Origin of the sequence: Selenomonas ruminantium AC2024, assembly GCF_000687995.1 — a bacterium.
In the GTDB taxonomy this organism is placed as follows: Bacteria; Bacillota; Negativicutes; order Selenomonadales; family Selenomonadaceae; genus Selenomonas_A; species Selenomonas_A ruminantium_B.
Genome location: NZ_JIAC01000001.1, coordinates 833,498 through 847,887, shown reverse-complemented (window position 1 = coordinate 847,887; position 14,390 = coordinate 833,498). Strand labels below are relative to the sequence as shown.

Below are 14,390 nucleotides of genomic sequence, written 5' to 3'. Positions count from 1 at the left end.
TGTATGATAATTATGTATTATTAATTATTATCTTATGATAAGTTTTGGTAATACAATATTGCACGAGCAACGTACACAGAAAACATCACTATGTGTAATGTTGCTAACTTTGGAGGTATCATTATGTTAGGTCTTCTCATCGCCATCGTCGTGGTGGCCTGGGTTGCCCGCTTCGTACTCAAAAAGTACCCGGCGCAGCCTGTACTCTTTACCGCCGGCATCGTTATGATGGTGCTGACCCTGGTCTTTGGTCTGGGCGAAATTCTCCCGGCCAAGCAGACAACTGGTTCCCCCTGGCTGGATATCATCCAGTCCATCAGCCTGGCCTTCAGCAGCCGTGCCGCTAAGCTCGGTATGATTATTATGCTGATTGGCGGTTTCTCCAAGTATATGGACTGCATTGGCGCCAGCACGTCCCTCGTACGCATCGCCATCAAGCCCTTGAAAAAACTGGGCCATCCCTATATGGTGCTGGCTCTGACTTCCGTGCTGGGCAACTTCCTGGCCATGTTCATCAGTTCCGCTTCCGGCTTCGGCCTCTTGCTCATGGTGACCATGTATCCGGTGCTGGTGCGCCTGGGTGTCAGCCGGATTGCCGCCTGCGCCGTCATCGCCACCACTTCCGCTCCGGGCTGGGGCCCGGCCGGGGCTGACAACATCTTTGCCGCAGAACTCATCGGCATGGAGATTGTGCCCTACTTTATGCAGTATCAGGTGCCCGTCGGTCTCTGCACCGTAGGCGCACTGGCCGTTGCCCACTTCTTCGTCCAGCGCTATCTGGATGCCAAGAACCCGGATGAAATGGCCGGCAAGGATGTATCTGCCGCTGTGACCGCCGAACAGGCTAAAGCCCAGGAAACGCCGGATGTGCCTGCCTTCTACGCGTTGCTGCCCACCCTGCCCCTGCTCCTGGTGCTGTTCTTCGGCCTCAACGAAAACACGGGCATCAAGATGGACATCAGCCTGGCTACGCTGGTCAGCATCTTCCTGACCATGCTCATTGAGTTTATCCGCCACCGTGATGGCCTCAAAGCCTGCAAGGACATCGGCTCTTTCTGGAACGGCATGGGCCTGCAGATGGCCACCGTTGTTACCCTCGTCGTAGCTGCCGAAACCTTCTCCAAGGGCCTTATCTCTTTGGGCGCTATCGACACCTTGATTGAAAGTGCCCAGAACGCTGGCCTCGGCGGTATCGGCATGATGTTCGTCTTCGTCAGCATCATCATCGCCGCCACCCTCATCACCGGCAGCGGCAACGCAACCTTCTTTGCCTTCGTACCTTTGGCACCGAAAGTTGCCGCACTCTCTGGCATTGCTCCGGTGCTCTTAGTACTGCCCATGAACTTCGTGTCCAACCTGGCACGTTCCCTCTCCCCAATCGCCGCCGTCATGATTGTCGTGGCCGGTGCCGCAGGCCTCTCCCCCATGGATTTGGCTAAGCGCACCTTTATCCCGGTAGCCGTGGCTACGGTAGTGAATATCGCGGTGACGCTGATATTGTTCTTCTAAACATAAAAAAAGCAGGCTGACTATAAGCGAGTACTTATAGCCAGCCTGTTTTGCGTTGAAATAAAGTTCTTCTTGTTGTCAAGTAATAGATTTAGATGTTTTATTTTTCAGCTGGGGAAGCTGTATCCGGAATGGGGATAACCGGTTGTCACTAAAACTATTTACAATCAGCACTTATTTCAAAGGGGATTAAAGCTCCTGACCTGTAAAGGGTGAAGCTGCCGAGAAAAACCAGTTCTAGTTTATCGAACCGGTTCGATAAACATTATTATAACATCACCTGTCTGTTTGTCAAGAATTTTTGCCTTTAGCCAGCGGCTTCAACAAGTAGCCCCTGGCTGAAACGTGGGGGCAATCATCCACGGCTGTGAATCCTGTTCGCCTTTAATCATGGCAATGAGCTTACATACGGTCAGTTCTGCCAGTTCCTTTATCGGCTGCCGAATAGCCGTAAGGGGCTGCGTTCCCATCTGTGTAATCAGCGTACCATCATAGGCCAGCAGTTTTACATCCTCCGGCACCCGCAGTCCTCTCTCCTGCGCCACATAAAGACAGGCCGATACGGAAAGGTCTGCCCCCAGAATTCCATCAGCATCCGGGTAGTCAGCAAACAGCTGCCGGGCTATCTGCATAAAACTTGCATAGGACGGTTCATTCCACGGTCTTTCAATCCGGTCAACCTTCACACCCTGACTGGTCAGAATTTCCGCTGCTACCCGATGATAGTCATCCGCGGGTGTTTTCATAATGCTGCTGCCCACAATTTCCACTACGTGCCGGCAGCTGTGCCGCAAAAAAGTCTCCGCCGCTAGTTTTCCGCCCTGACAATGGTCACAGTGCACAATGGGGATACAGTCATTCAAGTAACGGTCAAAAGCTACCACCGGCCGCTCAAGATTGTCATAAAGCCCTTCATCCAGAGAATGCGCCCCCATGATAATCCCATCCATATTGCGCCGTTTCAACATTTCTACAAAATGACGTTCAGCATTATCTTTGGCATGCGTGCAACAAAGCACCATCTTATACCCGGCATTATACAACGCCGTTTCCAGTTCACCAATGAGCTCACCAAAAAAGGGATGAGCTGCCGAAGGCATAATAACCCCGATGGTATTGGTCCGGTTCAATGATAGACTACGTGCCACGCCACTGGGCACATAGTGCAATTTTTTCATGGCCGCTTCCACCTTACGGCGGGTTTCCTCTGATACATAGCCTTTTTTATTCATCACAAGCGACACCGTACTCGGTGCCACGCCAGCTTCCCTGGCTACATCCTTAATCCTGACCATTGCTCCTCCTGCTGACAATATCTTTCTGCTAATTATTGTAACAGCAAAATACCGCCACAACAAGCAGCAGAGTTCTAACTGCGAACGCAATTCCCCCCCAAAAAGATAAGCCCATTGACAAACCAGCACGTAACAGCTAAAGTAAAAGATAACAATCACATACACGGGAGCTCGCAGACGGGCTGAGAGGAAGTTATGCACTTCGACCGCACCTGATTTGGATAATGCCAACGTAGGGAAGTAGGAATAACGTCATTCGGGACTATCCAAAATTGGATAGTCCTTTTCGTTTGCCCTTTTCCCTCCACTTGAAGGAGGAATTGATTTGTTTAACATCTGGGAAAACATTCGCAAGAACACGCCGCTGATTCACCACATTACCAACTATGTGACGGTAAATGATGTGGCCAATATCACGCTGGCCTGCGGAGCCAGCCCCGTTATGGCAGATGATGCAGCCGAAGCGGCTGAAATCACGCAGCTGGCCGCAGGGCTCTGCCTGAATATCGGCACGCTCAACCAACGCACCATCCCGGCCATGCTGCGCGCCGCCCGCAAAGCAAAAGAATTAAACCATCCGGTTGTCCTCGACCCGGTGGGAGCCGGTGCCACCAAACTGCGGACGCAGACTGCTCTCGATATCTTACAGACGGACAGCATCATCTGCGTGCGGGGCAATATCTCGGAAATCAAGACGCTGATTCATGGCACAGGTAACACTAAGGGCGTAGATGCCGCCGCTGTGGACTGCGTAACCGAAGAAAACCTTGACCATTCCTGCGAATTTGCCAAGCAGGCCGCCCAAAAGTTAAACACCATTGTGGCCATTACCGGTGCCATTGATTTGGTCGCTGACACCAAACAATGCTATATTATCCGCAACGGCCATCCGGAAATGAGCCGCATCACAGGCACCGGCTGCCAGTGCTCGGCGCTCGTTACCGCCTGCATTGCCGCAAATGCCACAAAACCTTTAGAAGCCGCCGCAGTTGCCGTAATGGCTATGGGACTTGCCGGCGAGATTGCCCATAAGCACCTTCTTCCTCACGAAGGCAATGCCACCTACCGCAACCGCATTATCGACGCCATCTGTCATCTGACGGCTGAGGAACTGACAAAGGGGGCAAAATATGAAATCCGCTAATATTGCCGCCACCGATTTGCAGCTCTATGCCGTCACCGACAGCCGCTGGCTGAATGGCTCAGCCCTTGCCGAAGCAGTCGAAAAAGCCTTGGCAGGCGGCGTAACCTGCGTGCAGCTGCGGGAAAAGCATCTGCCCTTTGATGAATTTTTGCGCACTGCCAAGGAAATAAAATCACTCTGCCAAAGCTATCATGTTCCCTTTATCGTGGATGATAATCTGGACATTGCGCTGGCCTGTGATGCCGATGGTCTCCATATCGGGCAGAACGATATGCCCGCCGCCAAGGCCCGTAAACTTTTGGGCCCGGATAAAATTCTCGGCGTATCGGCACAGACTGTCGAGCAAGCCATCGCCGCCTGCCGGGATGGCGCCGATTATTTAGGCGTGGGTGCGGTGTTTCCCACCGGCACAAAAACAGATGCCGTCGAAGTTCCCCTTGATACACTGAAAGCCATTACAGCCGCTGTTGATATTCCCGTAGTGGCCATCGGCGGCATTAACGCAGATAATATCGTTAAACTATCCGACACGGGCATTTCTGGTGCCGCTGTGGTGTCAGCCATCTTTGCCCAAAAAGACATCAAAAAAGCCGCCGCGAATCTGCGACAGCTTATGGCAAAGGAGTTTTAATCATGGTAAAAAAATGCGAACTCAAAACCGTACTGACCATTGCTGGCAGCGACTCCAGCGGCGGCGCAGGCATTCAGGCTGACCTCAAGACCATGCTGGCCAATGGTGTCTACGGCATGAGCGCCATCACCGCCCTGACTGCGCAAAATACCACAGGCGTCACAGCAGTTGTTCGAACTGCTCCGGAAATGCTGGCCGCACAATTAGACAGCGTTTTTACCGATATTTTCCCGAATGCCGTCAAGACGGGCATGGTCTTTGACCGCGAACTGCTTGAAGTTATCACCGCCAAGCTCAACCAGTATCACGCGAAAAACATCGTGGTTGACCCCGTAATGGTAGCCACCAGCGGGGCCAGGCTACTGAATGAAGATGCCATATCCGCCCTACAGAAAGAACTTCTGTCACTGGCCACAGTCATTACCCCCAATCTTATGGAAGCTGAGGTTTTGGCCGCTATGGAAATCAAGAGCCATGAAGATATGATACTCGCCGCCAAAAAACTTTACGAAACTTACGGCTGCAATGTGCTCTGCAAAGGCGGCCACCGCCACTTGGATGCGGACGACCTGCTCTATACCGCAGACGGTCCTCTTTGGCTGAAAGGCGAACATATCGCCAATCCCAACACCCACGGCACCGGCTGTACTCTGTCCTCTGCCATTGCCAGCAATCTGGCAAAAGGGCAAGACTTAACTACTGCCGTAAAGAACGCCAAAGCCTATATCACGGGCGCCCTGCAGGCCGGCCTCAACCTTGGCCATGGCGCAGGGCCACTGCACCACGGCTGGGCTATTTAGTCCGCAGATATTTTACTGCCGCCAGCCCCGCCTCAGCCCCCTGATACACCGCCTTGGCAATCTGCAGCAGTCCGCCGGTACAATCGCCTGCCGCAAAGAGCCCCGGTACATTTGTAGCGCCATGGGCATCTATTTTGATGTTGTTGCCGTCAAGCTGGGCACCGATTTTTTTGGCAATGGCAGTACTGCCGGCCGTGCCTAAAGCCATAAATACGCCATCCAGCTTTAACTCTTTGCCATCGGCAAAGACAATTTTCTCAACCCGCTCGCCGCCTTCTATGGCGGCGATTTTTTCGTTCCGCACTTTGATTTCCGGCGGCACTTCCGCTGACAACTCTGCACCATCGATCAGCATAAAAACCTGCGCCGCATGCGGCAGCAGGGCCTGGGCTTCATGCAGGGCATAAACGCCTGCACCAACCACGGCCACGGTCTTGCCCCGATAAAAGAACGCATCACAGGTGGCGCAGTAGCTCACGCCCTTACCTGCAAATTCTTTCACGCCCGGCACATTGAGTGACTGACGGGAAGCGCCTGTGGCTACAATCACCGCATCCGCCTCAAACGCCTGCTCCTTCCCCGTCACCTGAAAGCCGGTAAAGGAATCATTGAACATCAGCGAAAGCAGTTCATCTTCCACAAACTCCACACCGATTTTCCGTGCGCCCTCAATTCCTCGGGCATAAAGTTCCGCCCCGGAAACCGGCTCCGCCAGCCCATAATAATTTTCAATCTTCTCTGCTTTATGTAAACCGCTAAGCGCCAGCCCCTTGCTAAGCACCGTAACCTCTGTGCCCCCACGGCGGGCATAAAGAGCCGCCGATACCCCCGCAGGCCCGGAGCCAATGATTAAAACCTTAGACATGGAAAACACTCCCTTCAAAACCAATCTCTTTGCCATCACTATAGCAAATACCCGGACAAAAAACCGTGAGCCAATCACAGTGATGAGCAAAACACGTCCGACAAAGCAACGGAGCGCCAGCCATTGTGCACTGCAGCGTCTGGCAGCTGGCGTTAAGAAAGAAAAATTTTCCCTCTACTAAAATATGGGTAAGCACCTTTGTCTGAACGAAGTGAGTTTAGGTGCTTACCCATATATCATGGAAAATTTTTCTTTTAGCCAGCGGTCTGAGCGAAAGGGCACAATGGCTGGCGCGGTGCTGCTTTTACGCCGTCTTTTGTGCTACGGTTACATCTATAACAGACTTTATCGCCCCAGTCGGACACTTAGCCAGGCAAGTCGGCTCCGCACATTCAGCGCACTTGCTGCCATCCACGACGGCTACGAAATTGTCAATCTTAATCGCGCCATGACTGCAATTTCGCATGCAAAGGCCGCAGCCGATGCAGGCGTTCTGGCAGAGTTTCTTGGCCGCAGGTCCCTTGTCGTGGGAACTGCAGAGCACTTCCACAGGCTCGTTGAATGTCTTGAGTGTCAGGATGGCCTGTGGGCAGGTCGCTACGCACTTGCCACAGCCGGTACAGATATCCTTGTCCACCACAGGCAGGCCGTCAGCGCCCATGCTCATGGCACCAAAGGGGCAGGCCTTGACGCAGTTGCCAAAACCGATACAGCCAAACTTGCAGCCCTTTGGGCCTCCCTGAATGAGTTTGGCCGCCGCACAGTCCGGCACACCCTCGTAATGGGCTGCCATGGCGGCCGCGGTTTTCGTACCGCGGCATTTGAGCGTGGCATACTTAGGCTCGGTCACTTCGGCTTTCTTACCTGTCAGTTCAGCAACCTTAGCCGCTACAGCCGCCTTGCCCGGCACACAGAGATTTGGCGCAACGCTGGGGTCTTCGACCACAGCTTCAGCATATTTGGCACAGCCCGCAAAACCGCAGGCGCCGCACTGCCCCTTGGGGAGGATTTCCTCCACCTCGTTAATCAGCGGATTCACCGCCATATAGAATTTCTTATCCGCCAGTGCCAGTACGATGCCGAAGAACAACCCGACACCGACCAGCACGACGATAATCATCATTGCTTTTTCCATTTACTACACCTCACAACATGCCTGCAAAGCCCAGGAAGGCCAGAGAAAGCATTCCCGCCAGAATAAAGGCAATGCCAATGCCCTGCAACGGCTTGGGCACGTTGGCGTAAACCAATTTTTCCCGCAAAGACGCCATGAGGATGATGGCTACCGCAAAGCCCAGACCGGAGCCGATGGCAAAGACGATACTCTTCAAGAGACTGTAATTGCTCTCGACATTGAGCAGGGGTACAGCCAACACGATACAGTTGGTGGCAATCAGCAAGAGGTAAATGCCCCACATATTGTAGAGCGCCGGAGCCTGTTTCTTGATGACCAGTTCCAACAGCTGCACAAAGCTGGCCGTCAGCACGACGAACACAATCGTCGTCAGGAAGGTCAGCCCCAAGGGTTCCAGCACGAAGAAGTAGACAATCCACGCAAGAATGGAACTCATGGTCATAACGGAGGTTACCGCCATGCCCATGCCTACCGAAGCGCTTAAATTCTTGGAGATACCGAAGAAGATACAAAGGCCCAAAAATTTCGTCAGCACGAAGTTATTGACCACAACCGCGCCGATAAATAAAGTTAAATACTCTCCCATAATTTAGGCCTCCTTTCCTGCTTTTAACTCCGCCAAGCGGGCCTTTTCTTCCTGCTTGGCATTCCAGGTCTTGCAAGCCGCAACTAAATAGCCAATCAGGATAAAGGCACCCGGCGGCAGAATCATCATCAGCATGGGATTGTAGCCCTCACCGAAGACCGGCACACCCAAGATGGTGCCAGCGCCAAAGAGTTCGCGAATAACGGCAATCGTGAGCATCGCAAGCGTAAAACCGCAGCCCATGCCGAAGCCATCCAAAAAAGACTTCCAGACGCCATTTTTCGAGGCGAACACCTCCGCCCGCGCCAAAATGATGGCGAACACCACCACAAGCGCCAGATAGATGCCCATAGCCTTGTAGAGCACCGGAAAATACGCCTGCAAAACGAGCTGGGCCACCGTGACAATCGTGGCAATCGAGGTGATATACACGGGCACACGCACCTTGGGATTGACCCATTTGCGCACGATGGACACCACGACATTGTTGGTGGTAATAACAAACGTCACCGTAAGGCCCATGGTCAGCCCATTGATAACCGTCGTTGTTACAGCCAGTGCCGGGCACAGGGACAGCGCCAGAATGAAAATCGGATTTTCGGCAATAAGCCCCTTGCTGAAGATTTGCCAATGTTCCTTCATCACTTCGCACCTCCCTCAGCCTTGTAGGCGGCGACTGCTTCCACAGCTTCCCGCACACCCTTGGTCACAGCGCGGGAAGAAATCGTCGCGCCGGTCATGGCCTGAATGTTTTCCTTATTTGCGGGGTCTTTGGTGACTTCTAACTTATCCGCCCCCTTCCCCGCAAACATCTGCCGGAATTCGGGCTTCTGCGCGTTGTCGCCAAGCCCCGGCGTTTCGTTATGCTCTAAAATCGAAAAATCAATAACTTTGCTGTCTGCCGTCACGGCCACCAGCATTTTGATTTTGCCGCCATAGCCCTTGCTTTCAGAGGGCACGATATAAGCAATAGCCTTGCCGCCTTTTTCGGCTGTAAACCAGCCCTCATGGCCGGCCACTTCCGTGAAGTGTTCCGCTTCGGGCACCAGCGACTTCATCGATTCCTGTTTCATTTCCTCAGCTTTCTGCGCTGCCACAGGAGCCGTCACGAAGTACACGGAGCCGATGACGATGCCGGAGATAAAGCAGGCCGCCGCCAAATTAAAGGCAATCTTGAACGTAGAATGTTCGTTGCTGCTCATTATTTTGCACCTCCTGCCCCAAAGATACGCGGTTTGCAGAACCTATCGATAAGCGGTGTCACGGCATTCATCAGAAGCAGGGAATAGCAAACCCCTTCGGGATAGCCGCCCACCAGACGGATAAGCACAGTAAGTGCGCCTGCACCCACCGCAAAAATCAGCTGCCCCTTAATGGTCATGGGAATCGTCACCATATCGGTCGCCATAAAGAAGGCACCGAGCATGAGCCCGCCTGCCATCACATGGAACACCGGGTCACCGGTAAAGAGTCCTGCGGGGCCAAAAATCCAGGTAAGAATGGCCACCGTAGCAATCATCGTCACCGGCACCTGCCAGTTGACATAGCCTTTCCAAATCAGATACAGCCCGCCAAGCAGCAATAAAAGCGTGCTGGTTTCGCCCAGCGAGCCATTGCGCGTGCCGATAAAGAGATTCCAATAGAGGTCTGACTGACTGCCAAAAGTCGCAATCAGGGCATCATAACCCTGCATCTTCAAAATATTGAGCGGCGTTGCCGAGGTCATGGCATCCACGCCACCGCTGGCATCCGCCATCTTCGTCCAGGTCGTCATCGCTACCGGCCAGGACACCATGAGTGCCGCGCGTCCGATATGGGCAGGGTTAAAGATATTAAAGCCCAAGCCGCCCATGGACTGCTTGGCTACGATAACCGCCAGCAGGGAACCAATAGCCACCATATAAGGCGGCAATACGGGAGACATCGACATAGCCAGTAGCAGGCCCGTAATGCAGGCACTGCCATCAAAGGCCGTAATGGGCTGGTGCATTCCCTTCTGCCAGAGATATTCACCAAGCACCGCAAAGACCACACCGACAATCATATTGATAAGTGCAGGGACACCAAACCACCAGACGGCAAAGAGTGCCGCCGGCAATAGCGCCGCGTTAACCTGCCACATAATATGGCTGATGGTTTCATCATCACGAATATGCGGAGATACGGAAACCGTAAACAGCGAGCTTGCTGTTTCCTGTTTTACTGCTTCTTCACTCATTTTTCCGCCTCCTTCTTTGCCGCTTCCTGTGCCTTCTTGGCCTCAGCCGCAGCTTTGGCCTTCATCTGCTCGGCACGAATAAAGCCCTTGGCATTCTTGATATACTGTACGATATTGCGCTTGGCCGGGCACACAAACGTGCAACAGCCGCATTCCACGCAGTTCATCAAACCGTATTCATCACGACAAGCATCATATGCCTGACGCTCCGATAAAATCGAGAGCATGGAAGGCACAAGTCCCATCGGACAAGCCTTGACGCATTTGCCACAGCGGATGCAGTTCATCTCCGGGCCGTGGTCAACTTTTTCTGCCGTCAGCGCCAGAATGCCTGAAGAACCTTTCATCACCGGCACTGCCGTAGTTGCCTGAGCCATGCCCATCATCGGGCCGCCTGCAATGAGCTTCTTGGGGCTTTCCGCAAAGCCGCCACAGTAATCAATCGCTGCCTGATAGGGGGTGCCAATGCGGATACGCAGGTTCTTCGGCTCCTTGATGGCATCACCCGTTACGGTCGTAATGCGCTCCGTCAACGGCAGACCGTGTTCCACGGCATCGGCAATCGCCGCCACCGTGCCCACATTCTGCACCACAGCGCCCACATCCATGGGCAGGCCGCCCATCGGCACCTCACGGCCGCTGATGACTTTAATCAGCATTTTCTCCGCGCCTTGCGGATACTTGGTCTTTAAGGCCGCCACTTCAATATTCGTGCCATTTGCCGCCTGCTCCATCGCCTTGATGGCCTCGGGCTTATTGTCCTCGATGCCGATAACCGTGCGCTTGACGCCCAACAGTTTTTGCAGAATCTGCGTGCCGGTGATAATCTTTGCGCCTTCCTCCAACATCAGCCGATAGTCAGCGGTCAGATATGGCTCGCATTCCGCGCCATTCAAAATCAAAATGTCTACAGGCTTGCTCGGCTTCAATTTGATATGTGCAGGGAAGGTTGCCCCGCCCATACCTACGATACCGGCACTCTGAATCGCCGCGAGAATTTCCTCATTCTCCATGCTCTGCCAGTTGCGCTCCATTGGCAGGCCGTCCGCCCATTCATCTTTGCCGTCATTTTGAATCACCACCGCCATGCAGCTGCCCATTCCGGAATGGGGACGTGGCTCGATTTTTACCACCTTGCCCGATACCGGTGCATGAATATCGGCGTGCATAAACGCCGGACTCGTACCGATAAGCTGGCCGCGCTTCACCTCATCGCCCACTTTGACCGTCGGCGTGCAGGGCGCACCGATATGCTGGCCCATCGGAACCACAAGTTCCTGCGGCACCGGCATATCTTCGATTGGCTTATCTTTAGCCAGTTCCTTGCCGTCTTTGGGGTGAATGCCCCCTAGAAAGCTTTCGAACATACAATCACCTCTTGTATAGTCTCCTAAAATATATTATGACTGTTGATTATCCAAAATCTCGATAATCACAGGTTTGGCCGCCTTATCCTGCGCCGCCCGCCGGTCAAATTTCTTGACCAGGCCTAAGGCAATCAGGAAGAACACCAGTGCCCCCAAAACGTAAGGCAGGCTGCCAGTGGCATCAAGCCACGGTGCCATGAAGTGGCCAATTACCGCGCCTACCCCGCCGAAAACCAAGGGCAGGATAAAGACCACGAAAGCCCCAGTCAACACATTTTCCTCCCGAAATTCAAAACGCACCCGCTGGCCCGCTTTCGCTCCCAAGGGGTTGGCTGCTTCCACCACCACATTCTGCGCGCCACTGCAGGCTCCGCAGGAGCCGCACTCTTCATGCCGCCCCACTTTGACTTTCGCCGTTTGGCCATCTGTTTCCAAAACAATACCTTGTTCCTGCTTCATCTCCATCACCTCCAGAGGCTCACACAATATATCCTATTCGATTTCATACGGCAAAAGTCCTGTTTTTATTTTTTTATTATTGAGTGCAATTTGTTTAATTTACGTTATGGCAATAAAAACTGCCCTCACTGGGAGAGCAGTTAATTCCTTTTATTCTTTTTAGCGTTGCAGGGCATCTTCTATAGTCAGCTTTTTGATATCTTCCGTGTGATTGATGATTTTCTCATCCGTCCCCGCGTCTGCACCACGATTAGCTTCCTGCACCAGATTGCTTTGCATATTGAGAGCTGATTCTCTGCCTTTGTCAGCTAGTTTACCTGTTTCTTCCTCGGCCTTCTCAGCTCTGGCCTTACCTTCCTCCACGGCCTCCTGTACCACATCAGCAGCGGTTGGCTGATACTTGCCGTTTTCATCGGCCTGCTTCTGTATCTGCTCGGCCGTGCGGGTGGTCACGGAAGCCTCACTATCCCGCAGTTCCAACTCCGCATTGGCAATCTTCGCTTTATTGGCGGCAATTCCCAAATCTGCCCGCTCCTTCAACACCTGCTGTGTCAGAAAATCTTTCATCTTCCCATCACGGGTTATGTCAGCGGCAGCATTGTAAATCTCTCGATTCAACTGGTCAATCTGCTTTTGCAGGCCAGCAATATCCGCCGCCATATACTTACCATCATTTTCCGCAATATTCTTCTCGATACCATTTTTCTTGTCATAGAGCGCATAGAGCTTATCATCCAAAGTCATGCCCTTTTCCTTGAGTTTATCCGCCTGGGCCTGCAAATCTTCCCTTTCCTTGTCGGTGAGCCCTGCATCTTTGGCCAGACGCTCCTCAATCTCTGCCGCCTGTTTCTTGTACTCGGCCTTGTCCTGCTCCTCTTGCCAGAGCTTGGACAGTTGCTTTTCCGCGTCCGTCATAAAATCCGTCTGCGACAGGCGGGTCAAAGGGTCAAGTGCTTCCTCGCTGAGCTTGCGCCCTTCTTTGCTGATATAGACCTCCGCCGCTTTGCCGATTACTGTGTCCTCCTTCTCCTTTTGCGGGGAAGTGTCCTTCTGCATCTTCTGCCAGACGGTTTCCGTCTGCAATAAGCTCTGCTTATCCTCTGCCACGCGGGCAATCATTGCCATTTCTATCCCTCCTTGCCAATAGTCTCTCTATTCCTACTATCGGTGAAAAGGCGAAATACTTAATGGAAATTTTAAGTAAATTTTAATCCCCCTATGCTATGCTGAAAAAAAAGATCAGGAGGTATCACCATGAATCCAAACGTACGCAGACTCTTAGCTTTTCTCCTTATTTTCAGCGGTCTTTTCCTGCTACACATCTTTTCCCAAACAGCCTGGTATCTTGCCCTTGCCGCCATTATGATATTATTCGCTCTCATACAGATAAAGCGGGTGGGCTTTAAGGTCAGGTATCTCTTAGTCATCCTTGTGGGCATATTTACCCTCTTCTGTGAAAGTAATCTTATGCAATTCACCCGACACAACGCCCTTATCGTGGAAATGATTGGCTTCAACGCCGCGTTATTCCTCGGCCTGTACCTGTTCTTCTATCGCCGGCTGAAAACCGAAGGTAAACACCTGCTTGCCAAAACCATCATCGCCCTCTGCGTTGCCTTCGCCCTCATCACCGATCTGATGGCCGCCTACGCTGTATTGCGCGGCACTATTTGAAACCACACCCGGCAAAAATCCCGCACCTTAAACAAGATGCGGGATTTTGCCATTTATATAAGTTTTTCCAGCCATTCCTTTTCCTTAAAGCCCACTAGCACACCTTTATCACTGACCAGAATAGGCCGCTTCACCAGCATGCCGTCCGTAGCCAGCAGGGTATACTGCTCATCCTCGCTCATAGAAGGGAGCTTGTCCTTCAGCCCCAGTTCCTTATACTTCAGACCGCTGGTGTTAAAGAAACGCTTCAACGGCAGGCCGCTCTTTTTATGCCACTGCCGCAACTCCTTCTCCGTGGGATTATCTTCCTTTATATCCCGCACCGCAACCACAATCCCCTGCTCCGCCAGCCACTTCTCCGCCTTCTTGCAGGTAGTACAGCGAGGATAACATACGAAAATATTGCCGCTCATAACTGCCACATCCTTTCTCCCTTGCCAATTCGTCAAAGCCACTGATGATTCCTGCAGTGAAGAGAACTAAAACATCACCTCATCCGCCCCCTCAAGGGGAAGGCTTATCAATCCGCACGGTAGTTCCTTCGCGTAGGCGCGGGGCGGGTGCTTGAGCTGTAGCGTTTGCCGTCTGGCGTGAAGAAATTATTTTTTGCCCACCGCTGTTTTATCTTGACCAGTCAACTGTTTGAGCAAAGCGAGTTTTGACTGGTCAGGATACTGAATTGAAAGGCAAAAAATAATTTTAGCCAG

The 14,390-nt window shown here is 52.6% G+C and carries 16 protein-coding genes and 1 riboswitch; of the genes, 5 read left to right on the top strand and 11 right to left on the bottom strand.

Going from position 1 to position 14,390, the window contains the following annotated elements; genetic code table 11:
• Positions 1 to 123 precede the first annotated feature (123 nt).
• Positions 124 to 1,509: a C4-dicarboxylate transporter DcuC gene (dcuC, locus tag P157_RS0103910; RefSeq protein ID WP_026759862.1), complete on the top strand. Its 1,386-nt coding sequence runs from the start codon at positions 124 to 126 to the stop codon at positions 1,507 to 1,509.
• 320 nt (positions 1,510 to 1,829) lie between these two features.
• Here the strand turns inward: dcuC and P157_RS0103905 are convergent, their stop codons facing one another.
• Positions 1,830 to 2,804: a LacI family DNA-binding transcriptional regulator gene (locus P157_RS0103905; RefSeq protein WP_026759861.1), complete on the bottom strand. Its 975-nt coding sequence runs from the start codon at positions 2,802 to 2,804 to the stop codon at positions 1,830 to 1,832.
• A gap of 153 nt (positions 2,805 to 2,957) precedes the next feature.
• Positions 2,958 to 3,061: riboswitch (TPP riboswitch) on the top strand.
• Positions 3,062 to 3,123: 62 nt separating this feature from the next.
• Here P157_RS0103905 and thiM point away from each other — a divergent pair.
• From thiM to thiD, 3 genes are read left to right on the top strand one after another with little or no spacing between them, the layout of a single operon-like run.
• Positions 3,124 to 3,948, top strand: a complete 825-nt coding sequence (gene thiM, locus P157_RS0103900) for a hydroxyethylthiazole kinase (RefSeq protein WP_230578492.1) — start codon at positions 3,124 to 3,126, stop codon at positions 3,946 to 3,948.
• Positions 3,935 to 4,579, top strand: coding sequence for a thiamine phosphate synthase (thiE, locus tag P157_RS0103895; protein WP_026759859.1), 645 nt, complete (start codon positions 3,935 to 3,937; stop codon positions 4,577 to 4,579). Before thiM ends, thiE begins: the two co-directional genes overlap by 14 nt.
• A 2-nt stretch (positions 4,580 to 4,581) precedes the next feature.
• Positions 4,582 to 5,379: a bifunctional hydroxymethylpyrimidine kinase/phosphomethylpyrimidine kinase gene (gene thiD, locus P157_RS0103890; RefSeq protein WP_026759858.1), complete on the top strand. Its 798-nt coding sequence runs from the start codon at positions 4,582 to 4,584 to the stop codon at positions 5,377 to 5,379.
• On the opposite strand, the gene P157_RS0103885 is transcribed toward thiD, so the two are convergent.
• From P157_RS0103885 to P157_RS14840, 9 genes are all read right to left on the bottom strand, one after another.
• Complete coding sequence (locus P157_RS0103885; RefSeq protein ID WP_026759857.1) at positions 5,372 to 6,244, bottom strand: NAD(P)/FAD-dependent oxidoreductase; 873 nt, start codon at positions 6,242 to 6,244, stop codon at positions 5,372 to 5,374. The two genes, thiD and P157_RS0103885, sit on opposite strands and share 8 nt — an antisense overlap.
• A gap of 304 nt (positions 6,245 to 6,548) precedes the next feature.
• Positions 6,549 to 7,379, bottom strand: a complete 831-nt coding sequence (gene rnfB / locus P157_RS0103880) for an RnfABCDGE type electron transport complex subunit B (protein ID WP_026759856.1) — start codon at positions 7,377 to 7,379, stop codon at positions 6,549 to 6,551.
• A gap of 10 nt (positions 7,380 to 7,389) precedes the next feature.
• The gene (locus P157_RS0103875) at positions 7,390 to 7,965 is read right to left on the bottom strand and encodes an electron transport complex protein RnfA (RefSeq protein WP_026759855.1); all 576 of its coding nucleotides are present in this window, start codon (positions 7,963 to 7,965) and stop codon (positions 7,390 to 7,392) included.
• A gap of 3 nt (positions 7,966 to 7,968) precedes the next feature.
• Positions 7,969 to 8,607, bottom strand: a complete 639-nt coding sequence (gene rsxE / locus P157_RS0103870) for an electron transport complex subunit RsxE (protein WP_026759854.1) — start codon at positions 8,605 to 8,607, stop codon at positions 7,969 to 7,971.
• The gene (locus P157_RS0103865) at positions 8,607 to 9,167 is read right to left on the bottom strand and encodes an RnfABCDGE type electron transport complex subunit G (RefSeq protein WP_026759853.1); all 561 of its coding nucleotides are present in this window, start codon (positions 9,165 to 9,167) and stop codon (positions 8,607 to 8,609) included. The genes rsxE and P157_RS0103865 overlap by 1 nt, the downstream gene beginning before the upstream one ends.
• Entirely contained in the window at positions 9,167 to 10,183 is a 1,017-nt protein-coding gene (locus P157_RS0103860; RefSeq protein ID WP_026759852.1) for an RnfABCDGE type electron transport complex subunit D, read from the bottom strand. The genes P157_RS0103865 and P157_RS0103860 overlap by 1 nt, the downstream gene beginning before the upstream one ends.
• Entirely contained in the window at positions 10,180 to 11,550 is a 1,371-nt protein-coding gene (gene rsxC / locus P157_RS0103855) for an electron transport complex subunit RsxC (RefSeq protein WP_026759851.1), read from the bottom strand. Before rsxC ends, P157_RS0103860 begins: the two co-directional genes overlap by 4 nt.
• A gap of 33 nt (positions 11,551 to 11,583) precedes the next feature.
• Positions 11,584 to 12,009 (bottom strand): SoxR reducing system RseC family protein, encoded by a 426-nt coding sequence (locus P157_RS0103850; RefSeq protein WP_026759850.1) that lies wholly within the window; start codon positions 12,007 to 12,009, stop codon positions 11,584 to 11,586.
• 159 nt (positions 12,010 to 12,168) lie between these two features.
• The gene (locus P157_RS14840; RefSeq protein ID WP_051598482.1) at positions 12,169 to 13,134 is read right to left on the bottom strand and encodes a hypothetical protein; all 966 of its coding nucleotides are present in this window, start codon (positions 13,132 to 13,134) and stop codon (positions 12,169 to 12,171) included.
• A 129-nt stretch (positions 13,135 to 13,263) separates the two neighbouring features.
• On the opposite strand from P157_RS14840, the gene P157_RS0103840 reads away from it, so the two are divergent.
• Positions 13,264 to 13,683, top strand: coding sequence for a hypothetical protein (locus P157_RS0103840; RefSeq protein WP_026759849.1), 420 nt, complete (start codon positions 13,264 to 13,266; stop codon positions 13,681 to 13,683).
• Positions 13,684 to 13,736: 53 nt separating this feature from the next.
• Here P157_RS0103840 and P157_RS0103835 read toward each other — a convergent pair whose 3' ends face one another.
• Entirely contained in the window at positions 13,737 to 14,096 is a 360-nt protein-coding gene (locus P157_RS0103835; RefSeq protein WP_026759848.1) for an arsenate reductase family protein, read from the bottom strand.
• Between the last annotated feature and the right edge of the window lie 294 nt (positions 14,097 to 14,390).

Coding starts and splice junctions, on each gene's coding strand:
- P157_RS0103885 (WP_026759857.1), bottom strand. CDS start 6,244: ATGTCTAAGGTTTTAATCATTGGCTCCGGGCCTGCGGGGGTATCGGCG.
- P157_RS0103865 (WP_026759853.1), bottom strand. CDS start 9,167: ATGAGCAGCAACGAACATTCTACGTTCAAGATTGCCTTTAATTTGGCG.
- rsxC (WP_026759851.1), bottom strand. CDS start 11,550: ATGTTCGAAAGCTTTCTAGGGGGCATTCACCCCAAAGACGGCAAGGAA.
- P157_RS0103860 (WP_026759852.1), bottom strand. CDS start 10,183: ATGAGTGAAGAAGCAGTAAAACAGGAAACAGCAAGCTCGCTGTTTACG.
- dcuC (WP_026759862.1), top strand. CDS start 124: ATGTTAGGTCTTCTCATCGCCATCGTCGTGGTGGCCTGGGTTGCCCGC.
- rsxE (WP_026759854.1), bottom strand. CDS start 8,607: ATGAAGGAACATTGGCAAATCTTCAGCAAGGGGCTTATTGCCGAAAAT.
- P157_RS0103835 (WP_026759848.1), bottom strand. CDS start 14,096: ATGAGCGGCAATATTTTCGTATGTTATCCTCGCTGTACTACCTGCAAG.
- P157_RS0103840 (WP_026759849.1), top strand. CDS start 13,264: ATGAATCCAAACGTACGCAGACTCTTAGCTTTTCTCCTTATTTTCAGC.
- thiD (WP_026759858.1), top strand. CDS start 4,582: ATGGTAAAAAAATGCGAACTCAAAACCGTACTGACCATTGCTGGCAGC.
- rnfB (WP_026759856.1), bottom strand. CDS start 7,379: ATGGAAAAAGCAATGATGATTATCGTCGTGCTGGTCGGTGTCGGGTTG.
- P157_RS14840 (WP_051598482.1), bottom strand. CDS start 13,134: ATGGCAATGATTGCCCGCGTGGCAGAGGATAAGCAGAGCTTATTGCAG.
- P157_RS0103875 (WP_026759855.1), bottom strand. CDS start 7,965: ATGGGAGAGTATTTAACTTTATTTATCGGCGCGGTTGTGGTCAATAAC.
- P157_RS0103850 (WP_026759850.1), bottom strand. CDS start 12,009: ATGAAGCAGGAACAAGGTATTGTTTTGGAAACAGATGGCCAAACGGCG.
- P157_RS0103905 (WP_026759861.1), bottom strand. CDS start 2,804: ATGGTCAGGATTAAGGATGTAGCCAGGGAAGCTGGCGTGGCACCGAGT.
- thiE (WP_026759859.1), top strand. CDS start 3,935: ATGAAATCCGCTAATATTGCCGCCACCGATTTGCAGCTCTATGCCGTC.